The organism is Streptomyces sp. NPDC048483 (genome assembly GCF_040651455.1).
GTDB lineage: Bacteria > Actinomycetota > Actinomycetes > Streptomycetales > Streptomycetaceae > Streptomyces.
In genome coordinates this window covers 35,824-55,916 of the sequence record NZ_JBEZJZ010000051.1, presented here as the reverse complement: position 1 = coordinate 55,916, position 20,093 = coordinate 35,824, and the positions used below count along the sequence as shown (strand labels likewise).

Genomic DNA, 20,093 nt, shown 5'->3' with positions numbered 1-20,093 from the left:
GGGGGGGGGGGGCTTGTATTCACCGGCGCGCCCCGACGGCGTGAGAGCGCTGCGTGGCGGCCTTACGGCGACAGCGTCAGCGTGTCCTTCGTCTTCTTCTTGACGGCCGACTCGCTGAACGCCCAGGGCAGCAGTTCACCCTTGGCCCACTTGTCGGTCTGGTCGTAGTAGTGGTCGTTGTACGCGTGCCCGGAGGCGCCGGTGAGGTTGATCCACCGGGACTTGTCGAGGTCGGCGAGGTTGACGACCATCCGCATGGACGGGACCCAGGTGACCTTGTAGCCGCCGGCGGCGTTCCAGCCGGTCGCGTCGACCGCGGCCTCGCCGCCGCCGACGTTCCACGGGCCGCGGTTGAACAGGCCCTGCAGGAAGCCGGGTCCGTCGGTGCCCAGGGTCTGGTTGTTCAGGTACAGCTGGTGCAGCCGGCCCCAGCTCCAGTTGTCGATGTTCTTGCCGAGCTTGGCGGTCAGCTCGTAGCGGGCGTCCTTCATGGCCTCGGCGAGGAGCTGGTCGCGGTTCTTGTCACCGGGGTGGCCGGGCCGGTCCTCGGTCGTCCACCAGGCGTTGTAGGGCTTGCCCAGGATCTTGCGGACGACCTCGTACCAGCGGTCGCCGCCGTCGGGCTGCGCCGAGTCGGCGGCCCGCTCGCCGCATTCGCGGACCAGCTTGTTCAGGTCGTCGGCGGGGCCGGTCTCGTCGGCCGGGCGGACGGTCAGGCACTGGCCCTCGAGCCGCAGCTCCTTGGGCATCTTGTTGCCGAAGGCGAGCTTGAGGGTGTTGCGCCAGACGGCGTTGAAGTAGGCGGCCGCGGCGGAGTCGGGCTCCTGGGTGAAGTCCCAGCCCTCCAGTAGCTGCTGGGCGTCGCGGACGTACTTGTCCTTGATGTCGATCTTCGTCAGGTACGGGGTCAGCAGCCGCGCGATCTCGCTGCTGTTGTCCTTCTGGAAGGTCTGCATGTCGTCCGTGGAGACCTTGCCGCCGTCCTTGATCTTCGACTGGATCAGGTCGTTGATCCGCTGGCTGCGGGCGCCGTAGCCCCAGTCCTTGGTGAGGAGGTAGGGGTACTTGTCCTCGTCGATGACGGCCTGGTTGGCGGTGACGATGTAGCCGCGCTGGGGGTTGTACTCGTACGGCAGGGCCTGCTGCGGGACGTACTTCTTCCAGCCGTACTTCGGGTCCCAGCCGGGCGCCGGGTAGGTGCCGTCGCCGGCGCCGCGGACCGGGATCCGGCCGGGCGCCTGGTAGCCGATGTTGCCCTTGGTGTCGGCGTAGATCAGGTTCTGCGAGGGGACCTCGAAGTGCTCGGCGGCCTTGCGGAAGCTCGTCCAGTCCTTGGCGCGGCCGAGCTCGAAGACGGCGTCCATGGACTTGCCGGGGTCCAGGGCGGTCCAGCGCAGCGATACGGCGTAGCCGTCGCCGCGGTCGGGTGCGGCGTTGCCCACGGGGGCGTTCTTGCCGACGCCGGTCAGTTCGTCGTCGCGGTCGGAGACGATCGGCCCGTTCCTGGTGGCGCGGACGGTGATGCGGTGACTCTCCCCGCCGGCGACCTTGATGGTCTCCTTGCGCGTGATGAAGGGGCGCTGGGTGTTGTCGTAGAGGTAGCCGTCGGCGCTGATCTTCTCCAGGTAGAGGTCGGAGACGTCGGCGCCCAGGTTGGTCATGCCCCAGGAGATGTTCTGGTTGTGGCCGATGACGACGCCGGGCATGCCGGAGAAGGTGAAGCCGGAGACGTCGTAGTTGCACTTGGGGCCGGTGGTACGGCAGTGCAGGCCCATCTGGTACCAGAGCGAGGGCATCTGCGGCGCCAGGTGCGGGTCGTTGGCCAGCAGCGGCTTGCCGGTGGTGGTGTGCGCACCGGAGACGACCCAGGAGTTGGAGCCGATGCCGTTGCCGTTGGGGCCGAGCAGCGCCGGGACCTTGTCGAGGGTCTTGGACAGCGAGGACAGCTGCGACTGCAGGCCCACGGTGGCGGTGCCGGCCGGGGTGGCCTTCACCGCGCCCTTGGGCTTGAACTGCTTGGTGGCCGGGTCGACCGAACCGCCGTCGACGATCGGCTTGTTCCGCCGGTAGGGGTACCCCGGGTAGAGCTGGGCGATCTGCTCCGGGGTGAAGCGGCTCGTCATCAGGGAGCGGTCGATCTCTTCCTGCATGTTGCCGCGCAGGTCCCAGGCCATCGCCTTGAGCCAGGCGACCGAGTCGACCGGCGTCCACTTCTCGGGCGTGTAGTCGTTCTCGAAGTCCAGCGCCGCGTACTCCAGGGAGAGCGCCGAGCCCTGGTGCTCCTTGAGGTAGGCATTGACGCCGTCGGAGTAGGCCTGGAGGTATTTCTTGGTGCCGGCCGACAGCTTGGTGTCGTACTCCTTCTGCGCCACGTGGTGCCAGCCGAGCGTGCGCAGGAATTCATCGGTCTTGACCTGGCTCTTGCCGAACATCTCCGACAGGCGGCCGGCCGTCATGTGGCGGCGGACGTCCATCTCCCAGAAGCGGTCCTGGGCCTGGACGTAGCCCTGGGCGCGGAAGAGGTCCTCGTCGGTGTCGGCGTAGATCTGCGGGATGCCGTTGCCGTCCCGCGCGACGTCCACCGGGTTGGTCAGACCGGGGAGTTTGAGCGACCCGGTGGTCTCCGGGTACGAGGCGCGGACGGTACTGACGCCCCAGTACGCGCCGAAGCCGATGCCCGCCACGAGCAGCAGCACGACCGTGATGGCGACGAGGCGGCCGCGCCGCCCCTTCTTCTTCTTTGGGGCAGGGCCGGACTTGTTGGCGGGCATCTCTGTCCTTCGAGGGGCAGGGTGGGAGTGCTGGAGCAACCATAGGCGCACGGGTCCGGCAAGCCCTACGCGGAGTCACCACCAGCACATACAAGTTTCAAGTAATGGTAAATTGTTAGTCTCAGTAACTAGATACGGTAAGGATCATAGGTTCGGAACCACCTGGAAAACCCCGCAAGGCCCCGTAAGACCCCGTAAGCCCAAGGACCGCCCCTCCCGGCCCCTGCGCGAGAAAGGACCGGCTCCTGACTGTCGACCACCTCAATCAACTCCTGCTGGTCTGCTCACTCGTGCTGCTCATCGCGGTGGCTGCGGTACGGCTCTCCTCGCGCAGCGGGCTCCCCAGCCTGCTCATCTATCTGGGGATAGGCATCGCCATAGGCCAGGACGGCCCCGGCGGCGTCGTCTTCGACAACGCCGAACTGACCCAACTGCTCGGCTATGCGGCGCTGGTCGTGATCCTGGCGGAGGGCGGCCTGGGGACGAAGTGGAAGGAAATCAGACCGGCGCTGCCCAAGGCGGCGCTGCTCTCGACGGTCGGCGTCGCGGTGAGCGTGGGGGTCACCGCGGCCGGAGCGCACTACCTGGCTGGCCTCGACTGGCGTCAGGCACTGCTGATCGGCGCGGTGGTCTCCTCGACGGACGCGGCCGCGGTCTTCTCCGTACTGCGCAATGTGCCGCTGCCCGCCCGCCTGACGGGTGTCCTGGAGGCCGAATCGGGCTTCAACGACGCCCCGGTGGTCATCCTCGTCGTGGCCTTCTCCACGGCCGGACCGGTCGAGCACTGGACCGCCCTGCTGGGGGAGATAGCCCTGGAACTGGCCATCGGCGCCGCCGTCGGGCTGGCGGTCGGCTGGCTCGGCGCCTACGGCATGCGGCATGTGGCGCTGCCCGCCTCGGGCCTCTACCCGATCGCCGTCATGGCCATCGCGGTCTCCGCCTACGCGGCCGGCGCCCTGGCGCACGGCTCCGGGTTCCTTGCCGTCTATCTGGCCGCGGTGATCCTCGGCAACGCCAAACTGCCGCACTCGCCGGCCACCCGCGGCTTCGCGGAGGGGCTCGGCTGGATCGGCCAGATCGGCATGTTCGTCCTGCTGGGCCTGCTGGTCACCCCGCACAACCTTCTCGGCGACATCGTTCCGGCACTGGTCATCGGCATGATCCTGACGATCGTGGCCCGGCCGCTGTCCGTCGTCGTGAGCCTGCTGCCGTTCCGGGTGCCCTGGCGCGAGAAGACCCTGCTGTCCTGGGCCGGACTGCGCGGCGCGGTGCCGATTGTGCTGGCCACCATCCCGATGGTCACCGACGTCCCCGGCAGCGAACACGTCTTCAACATCGTCTTCGTCCTGGTCGTCGTCTACACCCTCATCCAGGGCCCGACGCTGCCCTGGCTCGCCAGGCGGCTGCGGCTGGGCGACGGTGAGGAGCCCGCCGACCTGGGCATCGAGTCGGCCCCTCTGGAGCGGCTGCGCGGCCATCTGCTGTCCACCTCCATCGGTCCCGGCTCCCGGATGCACGGCGTCGAGGTGGGCGAGCTGCGGATGCCCGCCGGCGCCGCGGTCACCCTGGTCGTACGGGACGGCTCCAGCTTCGTCCCGTCACCCACGACCGTGCTGCGGCACGGCGACGAACTGCTGGTGGTGGCCACCGACCCGGTACGGGATGCGGCCGAGCGGCGGCTCCAGGCGGTCTCGCAGGGCGGCAAGCTGGCCGGATGGCTGGGGACGGGGCTGGGGACGGGGCCGGGGGCGGCCGGACACGGCGGACCCGGCGGCGGCCGGCGGAACGGCGGGGCCGGGGAGCACCGGGGCGGGCGCCGGGAGGCCGGATGACGGCCGCGGCGTGCCGGACTTGGCGCCGACCAGCCGGTATGTGCCGTATCTCTCCATGAATCCCAAGGAAATCCGCGTGAAGCCCTGGTTAATCCCAGGACTTCACGCGCCTCGGTCTGTAGTATGAAGGAGCAATAAACGAACCACCTCTGCCTGAAGCAGAGCTGGCGCGACCGCTCGGCGGCCGCGGTCCTCTGCGTCACATGCAGCCACTTCCTTAGTGCGGACCACGCGGTATCACTCGGTCCTGCGCGAGAGGACAGCTCTCGGCGCGTACCCGTGACGACCTTGCGGCGGCGCGCTACCAGGCGGCAGAAAGGCCCGACCGTGGCATCCGCGGTCAAGGACTCCCGTCCCGGTTACGGACAACTGCTGCGCACCCCTGGTGCATGGACATTCCTGCTGCCCGGCTTTCTGGCCCGGCAGCCGTTCGCGATGCTGACGATCGGCATCACCCTGCTCGTCCAGCACACCACCGGCTCCTACGGCTCCGCGGGCGCGGTAACCGCCGCCACCGGTGTCTCGATGGCGCTGTGCGCCCCGCAGAGCGGCAAGCTCGCCGACCGCTTCGGCCAGCGTGCCGTACTGCTCCCCGGCGTCGTGATGCATGTCGTCGGCGTCGTCGCACTGATCGTCCTCGCCCTCGCACACGCCCCCCTGTGGGCGCTGGTCGCGGTCGCCGTCCCCACCGGCGCCTCGACGCCGCAGGTCGGCCCGATGGTGCGGGCCCGCTGGGCGGCCCGGCTGGGCGGCAGCCCCCTGATGCCGACGGCCGCCGCGTTCGAGTCGGTCACCGATGAGTTCACCTTCGTCGTCGGCCCGGTCCTGGCGACCGCCCTGTGCACCGGCATCCACCCGGCCGCCGGCCTGGTCGCCGAGGCCGTCCTCACCCTGGCCGGCGGGCTGCTGTTCGCCTCCCAGCGGCGCACCCAGCCGCCCGTCCACCGGGCGCAGGCCGACGACCGGCCGCGCGTCTCGGCACTGTCGGTGCCCGGCGTCCGCGTCCTGATCGTGGCGTTCCTCGGCATCGGCACCGTCTTCGGCGGGATGCAGGTCTCGCTGACCGCCTTCACCCAGCACATCGGGCACCCCGGCATCAACGGCGTCCTCTACGGCATCTTCGCGGCCGGCAACATGCTCGCGGGCATCGCCTGCGGCGCCATCGCCTGGAAGGTCGGCCCACGCCGCCGGCTCCTGGTGGCCTTCGGGCTGCTGGCGGTGGCCACCACCCCGCTGTGGGCGGTGACCGCGGTGCCGCTGCTGGCCGCCGTCGGCCTGATCGTCGGCCTGTGCATCGCCCCGGCGCTGATCTCCGGCTACACCCTCGTCGAGTCGCTGGTGCCGGCCGCCGCCCGTACGGAGGCCTTCACCTGGCTGACCGGTGCGGTCGCGCTGGGCCAGGCGGCCGCGTCCTCCGCGGCCGGCCAGCTGTCGGACCGCTTCGGCCCGAGCGCCGGATTCCTGGTGCCGCTGGCCGGTACGGCGCTGGCGCTGTCGGTGCTGCTGACGCTGCGCGCGCACCTGCGGCCGCACGCGTCGGCCGTGGTCGCCGGCAGCACTGCCCACGGCACGGACTACCAGGCCGTGGCCGTCGCCAAGGACCGGGAGCGGGAGCTGGCGAACGCCTGAGCCGACGCGGTACGGAACGCGGAGCCGGCCCCGGATACGAACGTGGGGTCGGTCACCGTATGCCGGTCACAGTGGACTGACGGGCCGGAATACTGCACTATGGAACGTCGTTAGCACTCAACGAGTGAGAGTGCCAGGAGGAAGTCAAGTGCCGACCTACCAGTACCAGTGCACCGCGTGCGGCGAGGGCCTTGAGGCCGTGCAGAAGTTCACCGACGACGCGCTCACCGAGTGCCCCAGCTGCGACGGACGCCTCAAGAAGGTGTTCTCCGCGGTCGGCATCGTCTTCAAGGGATCCGGGTTCTACCGCAACGACAGCCGCGGCTCGTCGTCCAGCAGCAGCCCGGCGAAGAGCTCCTCCTCGAGCGGCTCGTCCTCCTCGGACTCGTCGAGCTCCTCGTCCTCGGCCTCGTCGAGCGGTTCCTCCGGTGGCTCGGACTCGAAGGCGTCCGCCCCGGCCGCCGCCTCGTCGTCCTCCGGCAGCAGCTCCGCCGCCTGACCAGCACTTCTGTGGACCCCGCCGTTACCGACGTCGGGGTCCGCGGCTTTTTCCGGCCCTCTGCGGCGGCTGCCTGGACCGCCCCGATAGTGTGACCGGCATGTCTGACGCGGAGACGGGCGCCGGGACCGGCGCAGAGATTGGCGTAATCGGCGGCTCGGGGTTCTACTCCTTCCTCGACGACGTGACCGAGATCACGGTGGACACCCCGTACGGGCCGCCCAGCGACTCCCTCTTCCTGGGCGAGGTCGCCGGCCGCCGGGTCGCCTTCCTCCCCCGCCACGGCCGCGGGCACCACCTCGCGCCGCACCGCATCAACTACCGCGCCAACCTGTGGGCCCTGCGCTCGGTCGGCGTCCGTCAGGTCCTCGGCCCGTGCGCCGTCGGCGGTCTGCGCCCCGAATACGGTCCCGGCACGCTGCTCGTCCCCGACCAGCTCGTCGACCGCACCAAGTCCCGCGCCCAGTCCTACTTCGACGGCGAACCGCTGCCCGGCTCCGCTTCCGGAATCTCGTCAGAGAGCGGAGGCGGAACGAAGTGGAGCGGCAGCGTGCCGAACATCGTCCATGTGGCGTTCGCCGACCCCTACTGCGCCACCGGACGCCGGGCGGCGGTGACGGCCGCCCGAGGCCGTGACTGGGAGCCGGTCGACGGCGGCACCCTCGTCGTCGTGGAAGGCCCCCGCTTCTCCACCCGCGCCGAGTCCCGCTGGCACGCCGCGCAGGGCTGGTCGGTGGTCGGTATGACCGGCCACCCCGAGGCCGTACTCGCCCGCGAGCTCGGCCTCTGCTACACCTCATTGACACTGGTCACGGACCTGGATGCGGGCACCGAGACCGGCGACGGCGTCTCCCACACCGAGGTCCTCACGGTCTTCGGCCAGAACGTCGGCCGACTGCGCGAGGTCCTCTTCGACGCGGTGGCCGCCCTCCCCGGCACCGCTGCCCGCGACTGCGAGTGCGGGCGCGCTCTCGAAGGGTGGGACCTGGGCATCGAGCTGCCGTGAGGCCCCCGTGGGTGACGAAGTTGTCCACAACAACAGGTTCATCCACAGCCTGGAGCGGGCTGCGCGGAGTTCCGGCACGGTGGTGATCGCCGGTTCCGCATTCCGCACGCACCCGACAGGCGGTGACGACGATGTCCCCCACCTCTGCTGCCCCCACCGATCCACGGCTCTCCGCGGCTCCGCTCCCTCCGGCTCCCCTCCCCGACCCGCCGCTCCCGATTCCCCCGCCCTGTGAAGTGCCCCACTTCGCACCGGTACGCTCCGGCGCCGGGCGACGCCGATGGCAGCGGACGACTCGTCGGCGGCTGCTCGCCGCGGGGCTGGCGATGGCCGCCGCAGCACTGGCCGCCGGCGTTTCGTACGGTGCCGTACGAACACCACCGCCGACCGGATGCCCGGCAGTGGCGCACTCCGGCGGGCGGTAGCCGTGCCCCAAGATCGAGTGGCGTCCTCCTCCCCTCGCACGCAAAACTTCTCCGCGGTGGGGGTGCCCCCTGCTCTTCAAGAGCTTGGGGAAGAGCCCGTCCGTCAGATCCGCGCTGATGCTCCGGCCGATCGCTGGTTCGTGTGGCGCGACTGGACACCTCGGCCCTGCCCTGCCGTAAGTTGCGGTGCCGATTGTTGGCGCACCATCCGTACCGAGCGTGGAATGAGGCTGTCAGGTGAGCGAGAACAAGGGCGTCCTGCAGGGATTCAAGGAATTCCTGATGCGCGGCAACGTCATCGACCTCGCGGTCGCGGTCGTCGTCGGTGCGGCGTTCACCAACATCGTCAATGCCGTGGTCAAGGGCGTGATCAACCCGATCATCGGCGCACTCGGCTCGCAGAACCTCGACCACTACAAGGCCTGCCTCAGCGCCAGCTGCCACCCGAACCCGAAGACGGGCGAATTCACCGACGGGATCTACATCCTGTGGGGCTCGGTGCTCAGCGCCGCGCTGACCTTCCTGATCACCGCCGCGGTCGTCTACTTCCTCATGATCCTTCCGATGAACAAGTGGAAGGCCCGCCAGGACGCGAAGCAGCCGGTGGACGACGCCCCGGCCGACCCGACCGAGGTCGAGCTGCTCATCGAGATCCGCGACGCGCTCCTCGCGCAGCGCAACGGCTCGGGGCCGGCGTCGGCCACGGCCGCCGCCGTCATCACGCAGCAGCGCCGACAGTAGCGAGCGCCACGGACCGGCACCGCCGCCCCCTCGCCTCGCTCAGAGGTGGTGGGGCGGCTTTTCGTCGAGGAAGCGGGCGAGATCGGCGGCGCTGCCGGAGGAGGCGGGGCGCTCGCCCCAGCCACGGTCCGTGTCGTCCGAGGACTGCTGGTCCAGCGGGTCGTCGAAGATCAGCGCGGCGGGGCGGGCCGTCCTGGGAGTCTCGGCCGCCGGGGCCTCGGCGGCGGGGGTCTCGGCGACGGGGGCCGGATCGGGTTCGTGGGTGGTGCTCACGTCTTCAGGGTACGGGCGTCGGGGCGCGCGAAGGCACGGGTGGACGGGACACGGCTGGACCGGGGGCGGCTGGGCGGAGTCGTACGCTCGAACGGTCACATTCATGTGAGGGTCAATGCGGCCACATGAGGGGGAGCGCATGCGCATCGGAGAGCTCTCGGAGCGGACCGGCACGCCCCGCCGGCTGCTGCGGTACTACGAGGAACAGGAGCTGATCGTCGCCGGCCGGTCCGCGAACGGCTATCGCGAGTACGACGAGCGGTTCGTGGACCGGGTGACGCAGATCAGGGGGCTGCTGGACGCGGGGCTGCCCACCAGGATCATCAAGCAGATCCTGCCCTGCCTGGACAAGCCCCGGACCATTCACTTCGCCGACGCCACACCGGAGATGCTCGCCACGCTGGAGCTCGAGCGCGACCGGATGACGGAGCGCATCGCGTGCCTGGTCCGGAACAGGGATGCGGTGGCCGAGTACCTCGAGGTGGTGCGGAGCACCAAGCGTCCGGACGAGGCCCCGGCCGTTCTCCCGGGGTGATCAGGGTGCGGCGGCGGTGAGCGGTCCTGCGACGGGCCTGGCCGGTGCCGGGCAGGCGTCGTCTCCTCGGCTCAGCCCTCGCTGAGCGCCTCGTGCCACCACCGGTCGCGCCCCGGCGTCCAGGACACCGGCCGCGCGCACCGGTTCACCACCAGGACCGTACGGTCCTTCGCGGACCCGGACCGCGCCAGCGCGTGGTCGAGCGCCGCCTTCACCGGCCGTATGGCCCCGTCCCAGAACGCCGCGTCCGCCGTGATCAGCACCCGGGCCCCCGGCTCCCGGGTCCGGGCGACAAGTTCGGGCACCGTGAGCGAGACCGGCAGCGTGATACGGGTCGCATCGAGGCGGCCGCAGGCGAGGGTGGCGATCACCGATTCGGGCACCAACGGCAGATGCACCGCCACCTGGTCACCGGCCCGCACGCCGAGCCGCGCGAGCGCCGCGGCGGCGCGGTCGGCCTGGTCGAGGAGCATGCCATGCGTCAGCTCCTCCATCCGGCCCGGCTCCCCGGCCCAGGTGAGGGCGATCCGCGACGCCTGCGGCTGCTGTATTTCCCGGGCGTCATCTACATGCTCTGTGGTCACACGGCGCAACATGCGATTCAGCATGAAGATGAGCGATCAACGATTGCTGAACGTCCGTTGTACGGATGTTCGATGCACGGCGGTCGCGCTTGGGCCTCGCGCGTTCCTGCCGGACTTTTCTGCCCCGTATCCGATGCCGCCAACCCTCCCCTACGCGTGCATTCCCTGATCTCATCCCGGGTCCGGTGCCGGCGGACCGGGCCCGCCGGGCGGTCATCGGCCGCTGCCGCCACCGGGACCGCTCCCTCACCCCACCGCCGCCTGGTAACCCCCCACCACGTCCCGCACATCCGCGAACCCCCACGCCTCCAGCAGGGCCGCCGCGATCACCGACCGGTTCCCGCTGCGGCAGTACAGGACGACCGGGCGGTCGCGGTCCAGCTCGGTGATGTGGTCGACGAGTGTGGCCAGCGGGATGTTGCGGGCGCCGGGGAGGGCGCCCGCCTCGTATTCGGCCGGATTACGGACGTCGATCAACTGGTGGCGCAGAGACGGGAGTTGGTCGAACGGGATCCGGCGGCTGCGCGTCGTCAGCGTCGGTTCCTGCGCCAGGACGGCTGCCGGATCCGGCACATGCCCGAGGACGCGGTCGTAGCCGATACGGGCGAGGCGCAGGCGGGCCTCGGCCTCCGTGCCGGGGTCGGCGAGCAGCACGATGGGGGTGCCCGGTGCCACCACGCTGCCGGCGTATTCGGCGAACCGGGTGGCCAGGCCGGCGTGCAGGGAGCCGGTGAGATGGGCGTGGGTGTAGGCGGCGAGGGGGCGGCAGTCCAGGAGGGCGGCGCCGTGCTCGTCGCGGGCCGTACGAGCCTCCTCCAGGGTGAGGGCCGCCAACGGGGCGGCGTCCAGGAGGGGATGCCCGTCCCGGTTGAGGGCGGCGTCATGTGCGAAGTAGCCGGGTGTGGCGGGCTGGCCCGCGGTGACCAGCCGGACGAATTCGCTCTCCGGCATCGGCTGGAGGGCGTAGTTGAGACGCCGCTGGTCGCCGATGGTGGAGCTGGTCTCGGTGGAGAGGTTGCGGCCGCAGGCCGAGCCGGCGCCGTGTGCGGGAAAGACCCGGGTCGCGTCCGGGAGAACCATGAGTTTGTCGTGCAGGGAGTGATGCAGCCGCAGAGCCATGTCGCACGGGGAGTGCCCGGCGGCGGAGAGCAGATCGGGGCGGCCGACATCGCCGACGAAGAGGGTGTCGCCGGTCAGGACGCCGAACGGCACTGCGTCGTCGGCGTGTTCGTGGATGACGAGGCAGATGGACTCGGGGGTGTGGCCGGGGGTCGCGAGAACGGTGAGGGTGACGCCCTCGCCGCCGGATTCGCCGCCGGATCCACCACCGGATTCGCCGTCGGATCCGTCCTCAAAGGCGCCGAGCCGGATCCGCTCGCCGTCCCGTAACCGCCGTATCGGAAAGCCGGTCGCCGCGGCCTCGCCGAAGGCGATGGTGGCGCCGGTCGCCCGGGCGAGTTCGAGATGGCCGGAGAGGAAGTCGGCGTGAATGTGCGTCTCAATGACGAGTTCGATGCGCAGGCCGACCTCGTCCGCATCGCGCAGGTAGTCGTCGATGTCGCGGCGCGGGTCGACCAGGACGGCGCGTCCGGTGCGCTGGTCGCCGATCAGGTACGACGCCTGGGAGAGGCAGTCGAGGTAGTACTGCGCGAAATGCACGGTGGCCTCCAGGGGATGTGCCCAAGGCCCGCTCGGGCAGGGTCCGTTGTGCGGATGCACGGATGTACGTACATTAAGCAGCGCGGTGGACGGCAACAAGTCCGCCCCCACCCACCACAATCGCCCCCGTATGACTACTCCCGCACGACCACTCCCGCCCGACCGCTCCCCTACACCCGCTCCCGTACGCCCACTTCCGTACGCCCGCTCGCGGAGGAACCCATGACGACCCAGCAGCCGCCCGGGGACCACGCCCCGCGCCCCCTGGACCGGGGCTCGCCGCTGCCCCTCTGGGCGCAGCTCTTCGCCGATCTGCGGCGGCGGATGGAAGCCGGCGCGTTCACCGAGGAGTTCCCGGCCGAGCACCGGCTCACCGGCGAGTACGAGGTCAGCCGGCACACCGTCCGCGAGGCGCTGCGCAAGTTGCGCGCCGACGGCCTGGTGATCGCCGAACGCGGCCGCGCCAGCCGCCTGGACACCCGCCGCATACGGCAGCCGCTCGGCTCCCTCTACAGCCTCTACCGCGATCTGGAGGGCCAGGGCGTCGAGCAGCGAAGTGAGGTACTGCGCCTGGAGCGGACCGCGGACGCCACGGTCGCCGGGCAGCTGGGGATGGTCCCGGACGCGCCGCTGGTCGTACTGGAGCGGCTGCGCCTGGCGGACGGCGAACCGCTCGCGCACGACACCGCCTATCTGCCCGCCGAGATCGCCGAGCCGCTGCTGGCGGCCGACTTCGGGCACACCTCGCTCTACGGTGAGCTGTCGCGGCGCTGCGGAGTGAAGGTCACCGGTGGCCGGGAGCAGATCCAGCCGTTCCTGCCGGACATCCGGCAGGCGTGGCTGCTGGGGCTGGCCGACCGGGAGGCGGCGTTCGCGATCGAGCGGCTGGGGCGGGCCGGGGAGCGGCCGGTGGAGTGGCGCGAGACGGTGGTGCGCGGCGACCGGTTCACCTTCGTCGCCGAGTGGTCCGACGAGAGCCGGGCCGTCGCGCTGGCGCCGCGGGCCGCCGGTCCGTCCTCGTAACGTGTCGGTCCTCTTAGCCGTTACGGCGCTGCCGTGCGGGTTGCTGATCGGGGTGCTGCTGGGTGCGCTGGGCGGCGGCGGGTCGATTCTGGCCGTACCGACGCTGGTCTATCTGCTCGGGCAGTCGCCGCACGAGGCGACGGCGGGCGCGCTGGTGGTGGTCGCGGTCGGCGCGGTGAGCGGGCTGGTGTGCCACGCCCGCGCGGGCCGGGTCCGCTGGGCGGCCGGGGCGGTCTTCGGGGCGCTGGGCACGGCCGGCAGCTACCTCGGGACCCGGTGGAGCGCGGCGCTGGACCCGACGGTGCTGATGACGGCGTTCGCGGGGCTGATGCTGACGGTGGCGGCGGCGCTGCTGTTACGGGGGCGGCGGGAGCGGGAGACGGCGACGACCGTGCGCCGCGGCCCCGTCCGGATCGCCGCGACCGCGTCCGCCGTCGGCCTGCTCACCGGCTTCTTCGGCGTCGGCGGCGGCTTCGTCGTCGTACCGGCTCTGACACTCGTACTGGGCCTGGAGATGCCGGTCGCCATCGGCACGTCCCTCCTCGTCATCCTCATCAACTCGGCCACCGCGCTGACCACCCGGGCCGGCACCGGTGCCCTCGACTGGCCCCTCCTGGCCGCCTTCGCCGCCTGCACGGCGGTCGGCAGCTATGTCGGCAACCGGCTCGCCGCCCGGCTGCCCGCACCGACCCTGACCAGGGCGTTCGCCTCCCTCGTCACCATCCTTGCCGTCGCCATGGCGGCCACCGCCATACCCCGCCTGTGAGGGCGGTACCGGCAACCACGCATCCCCTACCGGACTCCCTACCGAGCCCCTTACCGGTCCTACCGAAGGAACCCCCATGACGCCCCCCACCACGCCCCACCACCAGATCCTGATCATCGGCGGCGGCACCGCAGGCATCACCGTCGCCGCCCGGTTACGCCGCGCCGGCGTACGGGACATCGCGCTGCTGGAGCCCTCGGAAACGCACTGGTACCAGCCGCTGTGGACGCTGGTCGGCGGCGGCCAGGCGCCCCTGCGCGCCGCGCTGCGCACCGAGGCGGAGGTGATCCCGCCCGGCGTGCGCTGGCTGCGCGAGCGCGCCACCGCCGTCGATCCGGCCGCCCGTACGGTCACCACCGCATCCGGCCGGGTCTTCACCTACGGGCGCCTCGTCCTCGCCCCCGGCCTGCACCTCGACTGGAATGGCATACCCGGCCTGGCCGAGGCGCTCGGCCACGACGGCGTCAGCAGCAACTACCGGCCCGATCTCGCCCCGCACACCTGGGAGTTGATCCGCCGGATGCGGCGCGGCACGGCGGTGTTCACCATGCCGTCCGGCCCGGTGAAGTGCGGCGGCGCCCCGCAGAAGATCGCGTATCTGGCGGCCGATTACTGGCGCAAGCGTGGCGTGCTGGGCGCGATCCGTACGGTTCTGGTGCTCCCGGAGCCCGCGATGTTCAAGGTGCCGGTGTTTTCCCGGGCGCTGGAGGAGACCGCCCGGCGGTACGGGATCGAGGTGCGGCTGAGTTCGGAGATGACCGGACTGGACGGCGCCGCCCGCGAGGCGGCGATCACCGACCACACCACCGGCACCACCGAGACCGTCCGCTACGACCTTCTCCACGCCGTGCCCCCGCAGCGCGCTCCCGAGTGGCTCGCCAACGGCCCGCTCGCCGACCCCGACTCCCCCCACGGGTACGTCAGAACCGACCGCGGCACCCTCCAGCACCCCGACTTCCCCGAGGTGTTCGCGCTGGGCGACGTCGCCAGCCTCCCCACCTCCAAGACCGGCGCGGCCATCCGTAAGCAAGCCCCCGTCCTGGTCGCCAACCTCCTCGCCGGACTCCGCGGCCGCCCGGCCACCGCCCGCTACGACGGCTACACCTCCTGCCCCCTGGTCACCGCCCGCCACAAGATGCTGCTGGCCGAATTCGACTACGACCTGCGGCCCGCCCCCTCGATCCCGTTCCTCGACACCACACGCGAGCGGACCGACATGTGGCTCCTCAAGCGCTACGGACTGCCGCAGCTGTACTTCAAGGGCATGCTCAAGGGCTTGGCGTAGCCCGGAGCGCGCGGACCTCAACTCGCCTTCGGTACCGCGGACTTAGCCCTTTCCGGGCTTCCATCTGAGTACGACAACGGATACCGCGCCCCCTGCAACTCCTGTGATTGTTGTGTTCGTTGATGCAGAAGTTGCTTCCGTGACCACTGGGTCACTTGTTGTCGGCATTGTGAGTGACGGCTCAAGTGGCTAGTGTGGCCGCGAAGTTGAACACATGTTCGAAGGAGCAGTTCATACGTGATACGCGGTAGGAAGTTGAAGAACACCGTCAGGCGGGCGCGTTACGCGCCGGTCGCGATCGCTGCGACCGCTCTCGTCGGAGCGATGGCGGGTACGGGGACGGCAGGGGCGGCCCCCCTGTCCGGGACCGGTGACACCTCGGCGAAGATCATTGGTGGCGGCGCGGCGCCGGCCTACTCGTTCATGGCCGCGATCCACGGCGGCTGGGGCAAGCCGGAGAACTTCACCTGCGGCGGCGGGCTGGTCCGTGGCGACTGGGTGGTCACCGCGGCGCACTGCGTCTCCAAGCCGGGCAAGGACGGGAAGACCGAGGTCATCCCGGCCAAGGAATTCACCATACGCATCGGCTCCAAGGACCGGACTGCGGGCGGCACGGTCGTGGGCGTCAAGAGCATCTCGGTGCACCCCGACTACGTCGCGTCGGACGACCGCAACACCGGCAACGACCTCGCCCTGCTGCACCTGAGCAAGAAGGTGTCGCAGGCGCCGGTCGCGATGTCGACCGCGGCAACTCCCGCCGGCACCGCCGTCCGGGAGATCGGCTGGGGTTACACCAAGCCGGGGGACCAGGGCCAGGACAAGCTCCCGAAGGCCCTCCAGCAGCTCGACACCAAGACCATTCCGGCCGACACGCCCAAGTGCGTGAAGGGCTCGGACGGTGACGACTCCTGGGGCATCCACAAGGGCGATGTGTGCGCCGACAACCCCACGGGCAAGTTCGGCCCGTGCGGCGGTGACTCCGGCTCCCCGCTCCTGAAGAAGGTCGCCGGCCGCTGGCAGATCGTCGGCGTCGACAGCCGCGGCGTCGGCCACGTCTGCGGCGAGTCGCCGGACGTCTACACCGAGATCCACTCCTTCAAGAGCTGGGTGTCCAAGGTCATCGGCTGAACCGGTGATGCGCAGTGGGTGAGGGAGGGGCACAGCTCGCGGAGCTGTGCCCCTTCCCGTACGGGTGGACCCTTAGGGGTGGCGGGCGCCCCTTGCAGATCCCTGCCCGCGGGGGCGGGGGGATACGCGGGGGCGGGGATCACGCCCGGAGCGGGGATCACGCCGACGCGTGCCCCTGCTCCACACCCACCTCCCCCACCACGCACCCCACGTTGTCCGGTGCGCCCGCTGCGTGGGCCAGGGCGATCAGGTCCCGTACGGCGTCCTCGGGGGCGGCCGCCGTCGTCAGCGTGGCCTGGAGTGCTTCGGGTGGGACCACGCCCGACAGGCCGTCGGTGCACAGGAGAAAGCGTTCGCCGGGGCGGGCTTCCAGGAGGTGGAGGTCGGGGGTGAACTCCAGCCCGGCGCCCAGTGCTTGACGCAGCAGCGCGCGGTCGGGGTGCGAGGGTGCCTCCTCCGGGGTGAGCCGGCCCTCGTCGATCAGTGACTGCACCACGCTGTGGTCGTGGGTGATGCGGAAGAGGCCGGAGTCCCGCAGGACGTAGGCGCGCGAGTCCCCTATGTGCAGCAGCCCCAGCTGCGAGCCGTTGCGCAGCAGCGCGGTCAGGGTGCAGCCGGTCGCCCCGGTTGCTGTCGGGGCCGCCCGGTGGGCGCGGCCGGCCGCCTCCTCCAGGGCGGTGAGCAGGTCCGTGGCGGTCGGGTCGGTGTCCTCCAGGGCCTTCAGCGCGTCGATCGCGTCGGCCGCGGCCCGGTCGCCCAGCTCGCCGTAGCCGTCGGCCACGGCGAGCAGCCGCGGGCCCGCGTATGCGGCGTCCTGGTTGGCCGGGCGGACCAGCCCCCGGTCGGTCCCGGCGGCACAGCGCATCGTCAGTACGGAGCGTGGCTCACTCATGGTGTCGTCCTTCCTCTTCAGCTGGTCGACGAGGAAGGCGGCCAGATCCCGGCGGGCGGCGGTGTCGGCCTCGACCTGCGCCCAGTACGCGGCGACCGCCCCGGCCGCCGGACCGGGCGCCAGCTCGCACACCTCGCGGATGCGGGCCAGCGGCATGCCGAGCCTGCGCAGCCAGGCGACCAGCCGTGCGCGCTCCAGCTGGGCCGGGGCGTAGTGGCGGTAGCCGTTGTGCGGGTCGACATGGGCCGGGGTCAGCAGCCCGAGCTCGTCGTACAGGCGCAGCGCCTTGGCCGAGAGCCGGGACGCGCGGGCGAACGCCCCGATGGTCAGCAGCCCGTCGGCCGTGTCACCGCGCGCGTCCATCGCTCTGCCCTCCTCGTACCGGGCCCGTCGCCCGGTACGGCCGATGCTGATCCCTCCCCCAAGGACAAGGTCAAAGGGACGGAGGGATGGATGGACGGACGGACGGAAGACGGAAGACGGACCGTCGTCTCGTCAACCGGCCGCCGGCTCCAGCCGGTTGATCGCCGCAGCCGTCAGGGCCTGCACGCCCATGGTCAGGGTCGGGCGGACCACCGGGACGAAATGTGGGGAGTGGTTGGAGGGAATGTCCTGTGCCAGCCGGCCGGCCGCCAGGGCCGTACGGAACTCGTCGGGGTCCCAGCCGCCCAGCCACCAGTAGTAGAGGGGCGCCTCGGCGGCGGTGGCCAGGACCCCGGCGTCCTCGCTGCCGGAAGCCGGGTCGTAGGCGAACAGGCGTTGCTCGCCGAAGAGTTCGGTGAATTCCGCGTTGACCTGGCGCAGGGTGCGGGAGTCGTTGACGGTGACGGGGAAGGAGTCGAGGACCTTGGCCTCGGGGGCGCGGTCGGCGCCGGAGGCGGTGGCCTCGGCGCGGGCGATGCGGTCGACGGCGGCCAGTATCCGGGTGCGTACGGACTCGTCGAAGCTGCGGACGCTGAGCCGTACGACGGCGTGGTCGGGGATGACGTTCGCGGTGTCCCCGGCGTGGAAGGAGCCGACGCTGACGACGGCCTGGTCCTTGGGGGCGACCTCGCGGGCCACGACGGACTGCACCCGCTGGACGAAGGACGCCGCCATCAGGATGGGGTCGATGGTGGTCTCGGGGCGGGAGCCGTGGCCGCCGATGCCGTGGAAAGTGATCTCCAGGGTGTCGGCGGCGGCCATACAGGCGCCGGGGCAGTACGCGATCAACCCGGCGCCGAACGGGGCGACATGCTGAGCCAGCACCACATCGGGGACGGGTACCAGACCCTTGCTGTAGAGGCCGTCGTCCAGCATGGCCTGCGCGCCGTTGCCGACCTCCTCGGCGGGCTGGAACAGCGCGATCAGGGTGCCGGACCAGCGGTCGCGGGCCGCGGCGAGCAGGTCGGCGGCGCCCAGCAGGCAGGTGACATGCACGTCGTGGCCGCAGGCGTGCATCCGGCCGGGGGTGGTGGAGGCGTAGTCGAGGCCGGAGCGTTCGGTGACGGGGAGGGCGTCCATGTCGGCGCGCAGGAGAACCACCGGGCCCGGTCCGTTGCGGAGCACTCCGGTGACGCCGGTGCCGCCGATGCCGGTGGTGACGTCATAGCCGTACGCGGTCAGCCGGCGGGCGGCCTCGGCGGCCGTACGCGTTTCCTGGAAGCCGAGTTCGGGATGGCGGTGCAGGTCTTCGTAGAGCGCCACGAGGTCCGCGAGACGGGTGTCGAGCGGGGCCAGGACGGAGTCGATGACGGGGCGGGAGGGGTCGCTGTCGCTCATACGGGCATTCGACCATGAACGGGTACACCCGCACCGGGCGGCGAGCGTACCGGACAGCGTCGGTCCGTATGCGCCCCGCCCTGGCCGGACTTCGCGGGTCGCCCGCGGCCGACCCGTGACACCCGCGCGCCCTCCTGCCAACGTGAACCAGCCCCCCACGACGTTGATTGGAGGCCGGCCTTGGCCACCTCATCCACCCCGCCGAACGGCGCGCCCGACGACATCGCGGCCCATCTGATGGACCAGGCCATGGGCCACCTCTTCTCCGCCGCACTGCGCACCGCGGCCCAGTACCGCATCGCCGACCATCTCGCCGAGGGCCCGCGCACCCCCGAGCAGCTGGCGGTCGCCACCGACACGCATGCCCCGCATCTGCGCCGGGTGCTGCGCTATCTCGCCGCCCGCGGCATCTTCCGGGAGGACGCGTCGGGCGCGTACCAGCTGACGCCGGTGGCCAGGGCGCTGCGCACCGATGTCCCCGGCTCGCTGCACCCCGCCGTCATGATGATCACCGATGAGCTGTTCCTGCGGACGTCGGCGCGGATGCCGGAAGCGGTACGGGAGGGCGGCGCGGCCTTCGAGCGGCTCTTCGGGGTGCCGCTCTTTGCTCATCTGGCGGCCGACCCGGCCCAGCGCGAGCTGTTCGACAGCGGTATGTCGTCGCTGTCGGGGCCGGTGGACGAGGCGGTGGTCGCCGTGTATCCGTTTCCGCAGACGGGCACGGTCGTGGACATCGGCGGCGGCCGCGGCGGCCTGCTGCGTGCCGTGCTGCGCCGCCGCCCCCAGTTGACCGGCGTGCTCTTCGACCAGCCGCCCCCGCTGGCCCACCACCTTCTGGACGGCGACGAGCTCAAGGGCCGCTGGCGCACCGAGGAGGGCGACTTCTTCTCGTCCGTGCCGCGGGGCGGGGACGTGTATGTGCTCAAGCATGTGCTGCACGACTGGGCGGACGAGGACTGCCGCCGCATTCTGCGTACCTGCCGTGCCGCGATGGACCGCGGCACCCGGTTGCTGGTCATCGACTCCGTACTGCCGCCGGGCAACGCGCCGCACTTCGGCAAGACGATGGATGTCGCGATGATGACGGTCCTGGACGGGCAGGAGCGCACCGCGCAGGAGTTCTCGACGCTGCTGTCGGCCGGGGGTTTCCGGCTGACGCGGGTGCTGCCGACGGCGGCGTTCCCCTCGATCGTGGAGGCGGTCGCGGAGTAGCCGCCCGGCCCCACCAGGGGCGCGGCCCCGCGACACGACACGCCGCGCCCCCGCTCCCCTCTGCGGTGCCAC

At 71.2% G+C, this 20,093-nt stretch carries 17 protein-coding genes; 11 read left to right on the top strand and 6 right to left on the bottom strand.

Translation table 11 applies throughout. The features are described from left to right. Positions 1–62: 62 nt before the first annotated feature. Positions 63–2,771, bottom strand: a complete 2,709-nt coding sequence (locus tag AB0D04_RS24290) for a penicillin acylase family protein (protein WP_362706921.1) — start codon at positions 2,769–2,771, stop codon at positions 63–65. 245 nt (positions 2,772–3,016) lie between these two features. On the opposite strand from AB0D04_RS24290, the gene AB0D04_RS24285 reads away from it, so the two are divergent. The 5 genes from AB0D04_RS24285 to mscL all read left to right on the top strand — a co-directional run bounded on the left by AB0D04_RS24285 (position 3,017) and on the right by mscL (position 8,903). Next, complete coding sequence (locus tag AB0D04_RS24285) at positions 3,017–4,603, top strand: potassium/proton antiporter (RefSeq protein WP_362706927.1); 1,587 nt, start codon at positions 3,017–3,019, stop codon at positions 4,601–4,603. Positions 4,604–4,930: 327 nt separating this feature from the next. Further along, a complete protein-coding gene (locus tag AB0D04_RS24280; protein ID WP_362706918.1) occupies positions 4,931–6,232 on the top strand; it encodes an MFS transporter in 1,302 nt (433 codons plus the stop codon). Between the two features lie 148 nt (positions 6,233–6,380). Then, positions 6,381–6,731, top strand: a complete 351-nt coding sequence (locus tag AB0D04_RS24275) for an FmdB family zinc ribbon protein (RefSeq protein ID WP_362706915.1) — start codon at positions 6,381–6,383, stop codon at positions 6,729–6,731. Between the two features lie 100 nt (positions 6,732–6,831). Continuing rightward, entirely contained in the window at positions 6,832–7,737 is a 906-nt protein-coding gene (locus AB0D04_RS24270) for an S-methyl-5'-thioadenosine phosphorylase (RefSeq protein ID WP_362706912.1), read from the top strand. A 662-nt stretch (positions 7,738–8,399) separates the two neighbouring features. Further along, positions 8,400–8,903 (top strand): large conductance mechanosensitive channel protein MscL, encoded by a 504-nt coding sequence (gene mscL / locus AB0D04_RS24265; protein WP_362706909.1) that lies wholly within the window; start codon positions 8,400–8,402, stop codon positions 8,901–8,903. Positions 8,904–8,942: 39 nt separating this feature from the next. Here the strand turns inward: mscL and AB0D04_RS24260 are convergent, their stop codons facing one another. Beyond that, a complete protein-coding gene (locus AB0D04_RS24260) occupies positions 8,943–9,176 on the bottom strand; it encodes a hypothetical protein (RefSeq protein ID WP_362706906.1) in 234 nt (77 codons plus the stop codon). Positions 9,177–9,315: 139 nt separating this feature from the next. Here AB0D04_RS24260 and AB0D04_RS24255 point away from each other — a divergent pair, with 139 nt between their 5' ends. Further along, the gene (locus AB0D04_RS24255) at positions 9,316–9,711 is read left to right on the top strand and encodes a MerR family transcriptional regulator (protein ID WP_362706904.1); all 396 of its coding nucleotides are present in this window, start codon (positions 9,316–9,318) and stop codon (positions 9,709–9,711) included. A 71-nt stretch (positions 9,712–9,782) separates the two neighbouring features. Here the strand turns inward: AB0D04_RS24255 and AB0D04_RS24250 are convergent, their stop codons facing one another. Both AB0D04_RS24250 and AB0D04_RS24245 read right to left on the bottom strand, forming a co-directional pair. Beyond that, on the bottom strand, positions 9,783–10,295 hold the full coding sequence (locus tag AB0D04_RS24250; protein ID WP_362706901.1) for an AMP-binding protein: 513 nt from the start codon (positions 10,293–10,295) through the stop codon (positions 9,783–9,785). A 246-nt stretch (positions 10,296–10,541) separates the two neighbouring features. Continuing rightward, positions 10,542–11,954 carry an MBL fold metallo-hydrolase gene (locus AB0D04_RS24245; protein ID WP_362706898.1) on the bottom strand — a complete coding sequence of 471 codons (1,413 nt, stop codon included), beginning with the start codon at positions 11,952–11,954 and terminating at the stop codon, positions 10,542–10,544. Between the two features lie 222 nt (positions 11,955–12,176). Between AB0D04_RS24245 and AB0D04_RS24240 the strand changes: the two genes are divergently transcribed. The 4 genes from AB0D04_RS24240 (at position 12,177) to AB0D04_RS24225 (ending at position 16,156) form a co-directional block, all read left to right on the top strand. Next, positions 12,177–12,977, top strand: coding sequence for a GntR family transcriptional regulator (locus tag AB0D04_RS24240; RefSeq protein WP_362706895.1), 801 nt, complete (start codon positions 12,177–12,179; stop codon positions 12,975–12,977). Position 12,978: 1 nt separating this feature from the next. Continuing rightward, the gene (locus tag AB0D04_RS24235; protein ID WP_362706893.1) at positions 12,979–13,743 is read left to right on the top strand and encodes a sulfite exporter TauE/SafE family protein; all 765 of its coding nucleotides are present in this window, start codon (positions 12,979–12,981) and stop codon (positions 13,741–13,743) included. 76 nt (positions 13,744–13,819) lie between these two features. Beyond that, entirely contained in the window at positions 13,820–15,028 is a 1,209-nt protein-coding gene (locus AB0D04_RS24230) for an FAD/NAD(P)-binding oxidoreductase (protein WP_362706891.1), read from the top strand. Between the two features lie 237 nt (positions 15,029–15,265). Next, on the top strand, positions 15,266–16,156 hold the full coding sequence (locus AB0D04_RS24225; protein WP_362706889.1) for a serine protease: 891 nt from the start codon (positions 15,266–15,268) through the stop codon (positions 16,154–16,156). A gap of 157 nt (positions 16,157–16,313) precedes the next feature. Here AB0D04_RS24225 and AB0D04_RS24220 read toward each other — a convergent pair whose 3' ends face one another. Then, positions 16,314–17,411, bottom strand: a complete 1,098-nt coding sequence (locus AB0D04_RS24220; RefSeq protein ID WP_362706886.1) for a MerR family transcriptional regulator — start codon at positions 17,409–17,411, stop codon at positions 16,314–16,316. 132 nt (positions 17,412–17,543) lie between these two features. Beyond that, positions 17,544–18,809 carry an amidohydrolase gene (locus AB0D04_RS24215; RefSeq protein ID WP_362706883.1) on the bottom strand — a complete coding sequence of 422 codons (1,266 nt, stop codon included), beginning with the start codon at positions 18,807–18,809 and terminating at the stop codon, positions 17,544–17,546. Positions 18,810–18,989: 180 nt separating this feature from the next. On the opposite strand from AB0D04_RS24215, the gene AB0D04_RS24210 reads away from it, so the two are divergent. Next, positions 18,990–20,021 carry a methyltransferase gene (locus tag AB0D04_RS24210; RefSeq protein ID WP_362706880.1) on the top strand — a complete coding sequence of 344 codons (1,032 nt, stop codon included), beginning with the start codon at positions 18,990–18,992 and terminating at the stop codon, positions 20,019–20,021. Positions 20,022–20,093 lie beyond the last annotated feature (72 nt).

Coding starts and splice junctions, on each gene's coding strand:
- AB0D04_RS24220 (WP_362706886.1), bottom strand. CDS start 17,411: ATGGACGCGCGCGGTGACACGGCCGACGGGCTGCTGACCATCGGGGCG.
- AB0D04_RS24270 (WP_362706912.1), top strand. CDS start 6,832: ATGTCTGACGCGGAGACGGGCGCCGGGACCGGCGCAGAGATTGGCGTA.
- AB0D04_RS24255 (WP_362706904.1), top strand. CDS start 9,316: ATGCGCATCGGAGAGCTCTCGGAGCGGACCGGCACGCCCCGCCGGCTG.
- AB0D04_RS24240 (WP_362706895.1), top strand. CDS start 12,177: ATGACGACCCAGCAGCCGCCCGGGGACCACGCCCCGCGCCCCCTGGAC.
- AB0D04_RS24230 (WP_362706891.1), top strand. CDS start 13,820: ATGACGCCCCCCACCACGCCCCACCACCAGATCCTGATCATCGGCGGC.
- AB0D04_RS24290 (WP_362706921.1), bottom strand. CDS start 2,771: ATGCCCGCCAACAAGTCCGGCCCTGCCCCAAAGAAGAAGAAGGGGCGG.
- AB0D04_RS24215 (WP_362706883.1), bottom strand. CDS start 18,809: ATGAGCGACAGCGACCCCTCCCGCCCCGTCATCGACTCCGTCCTGGCC.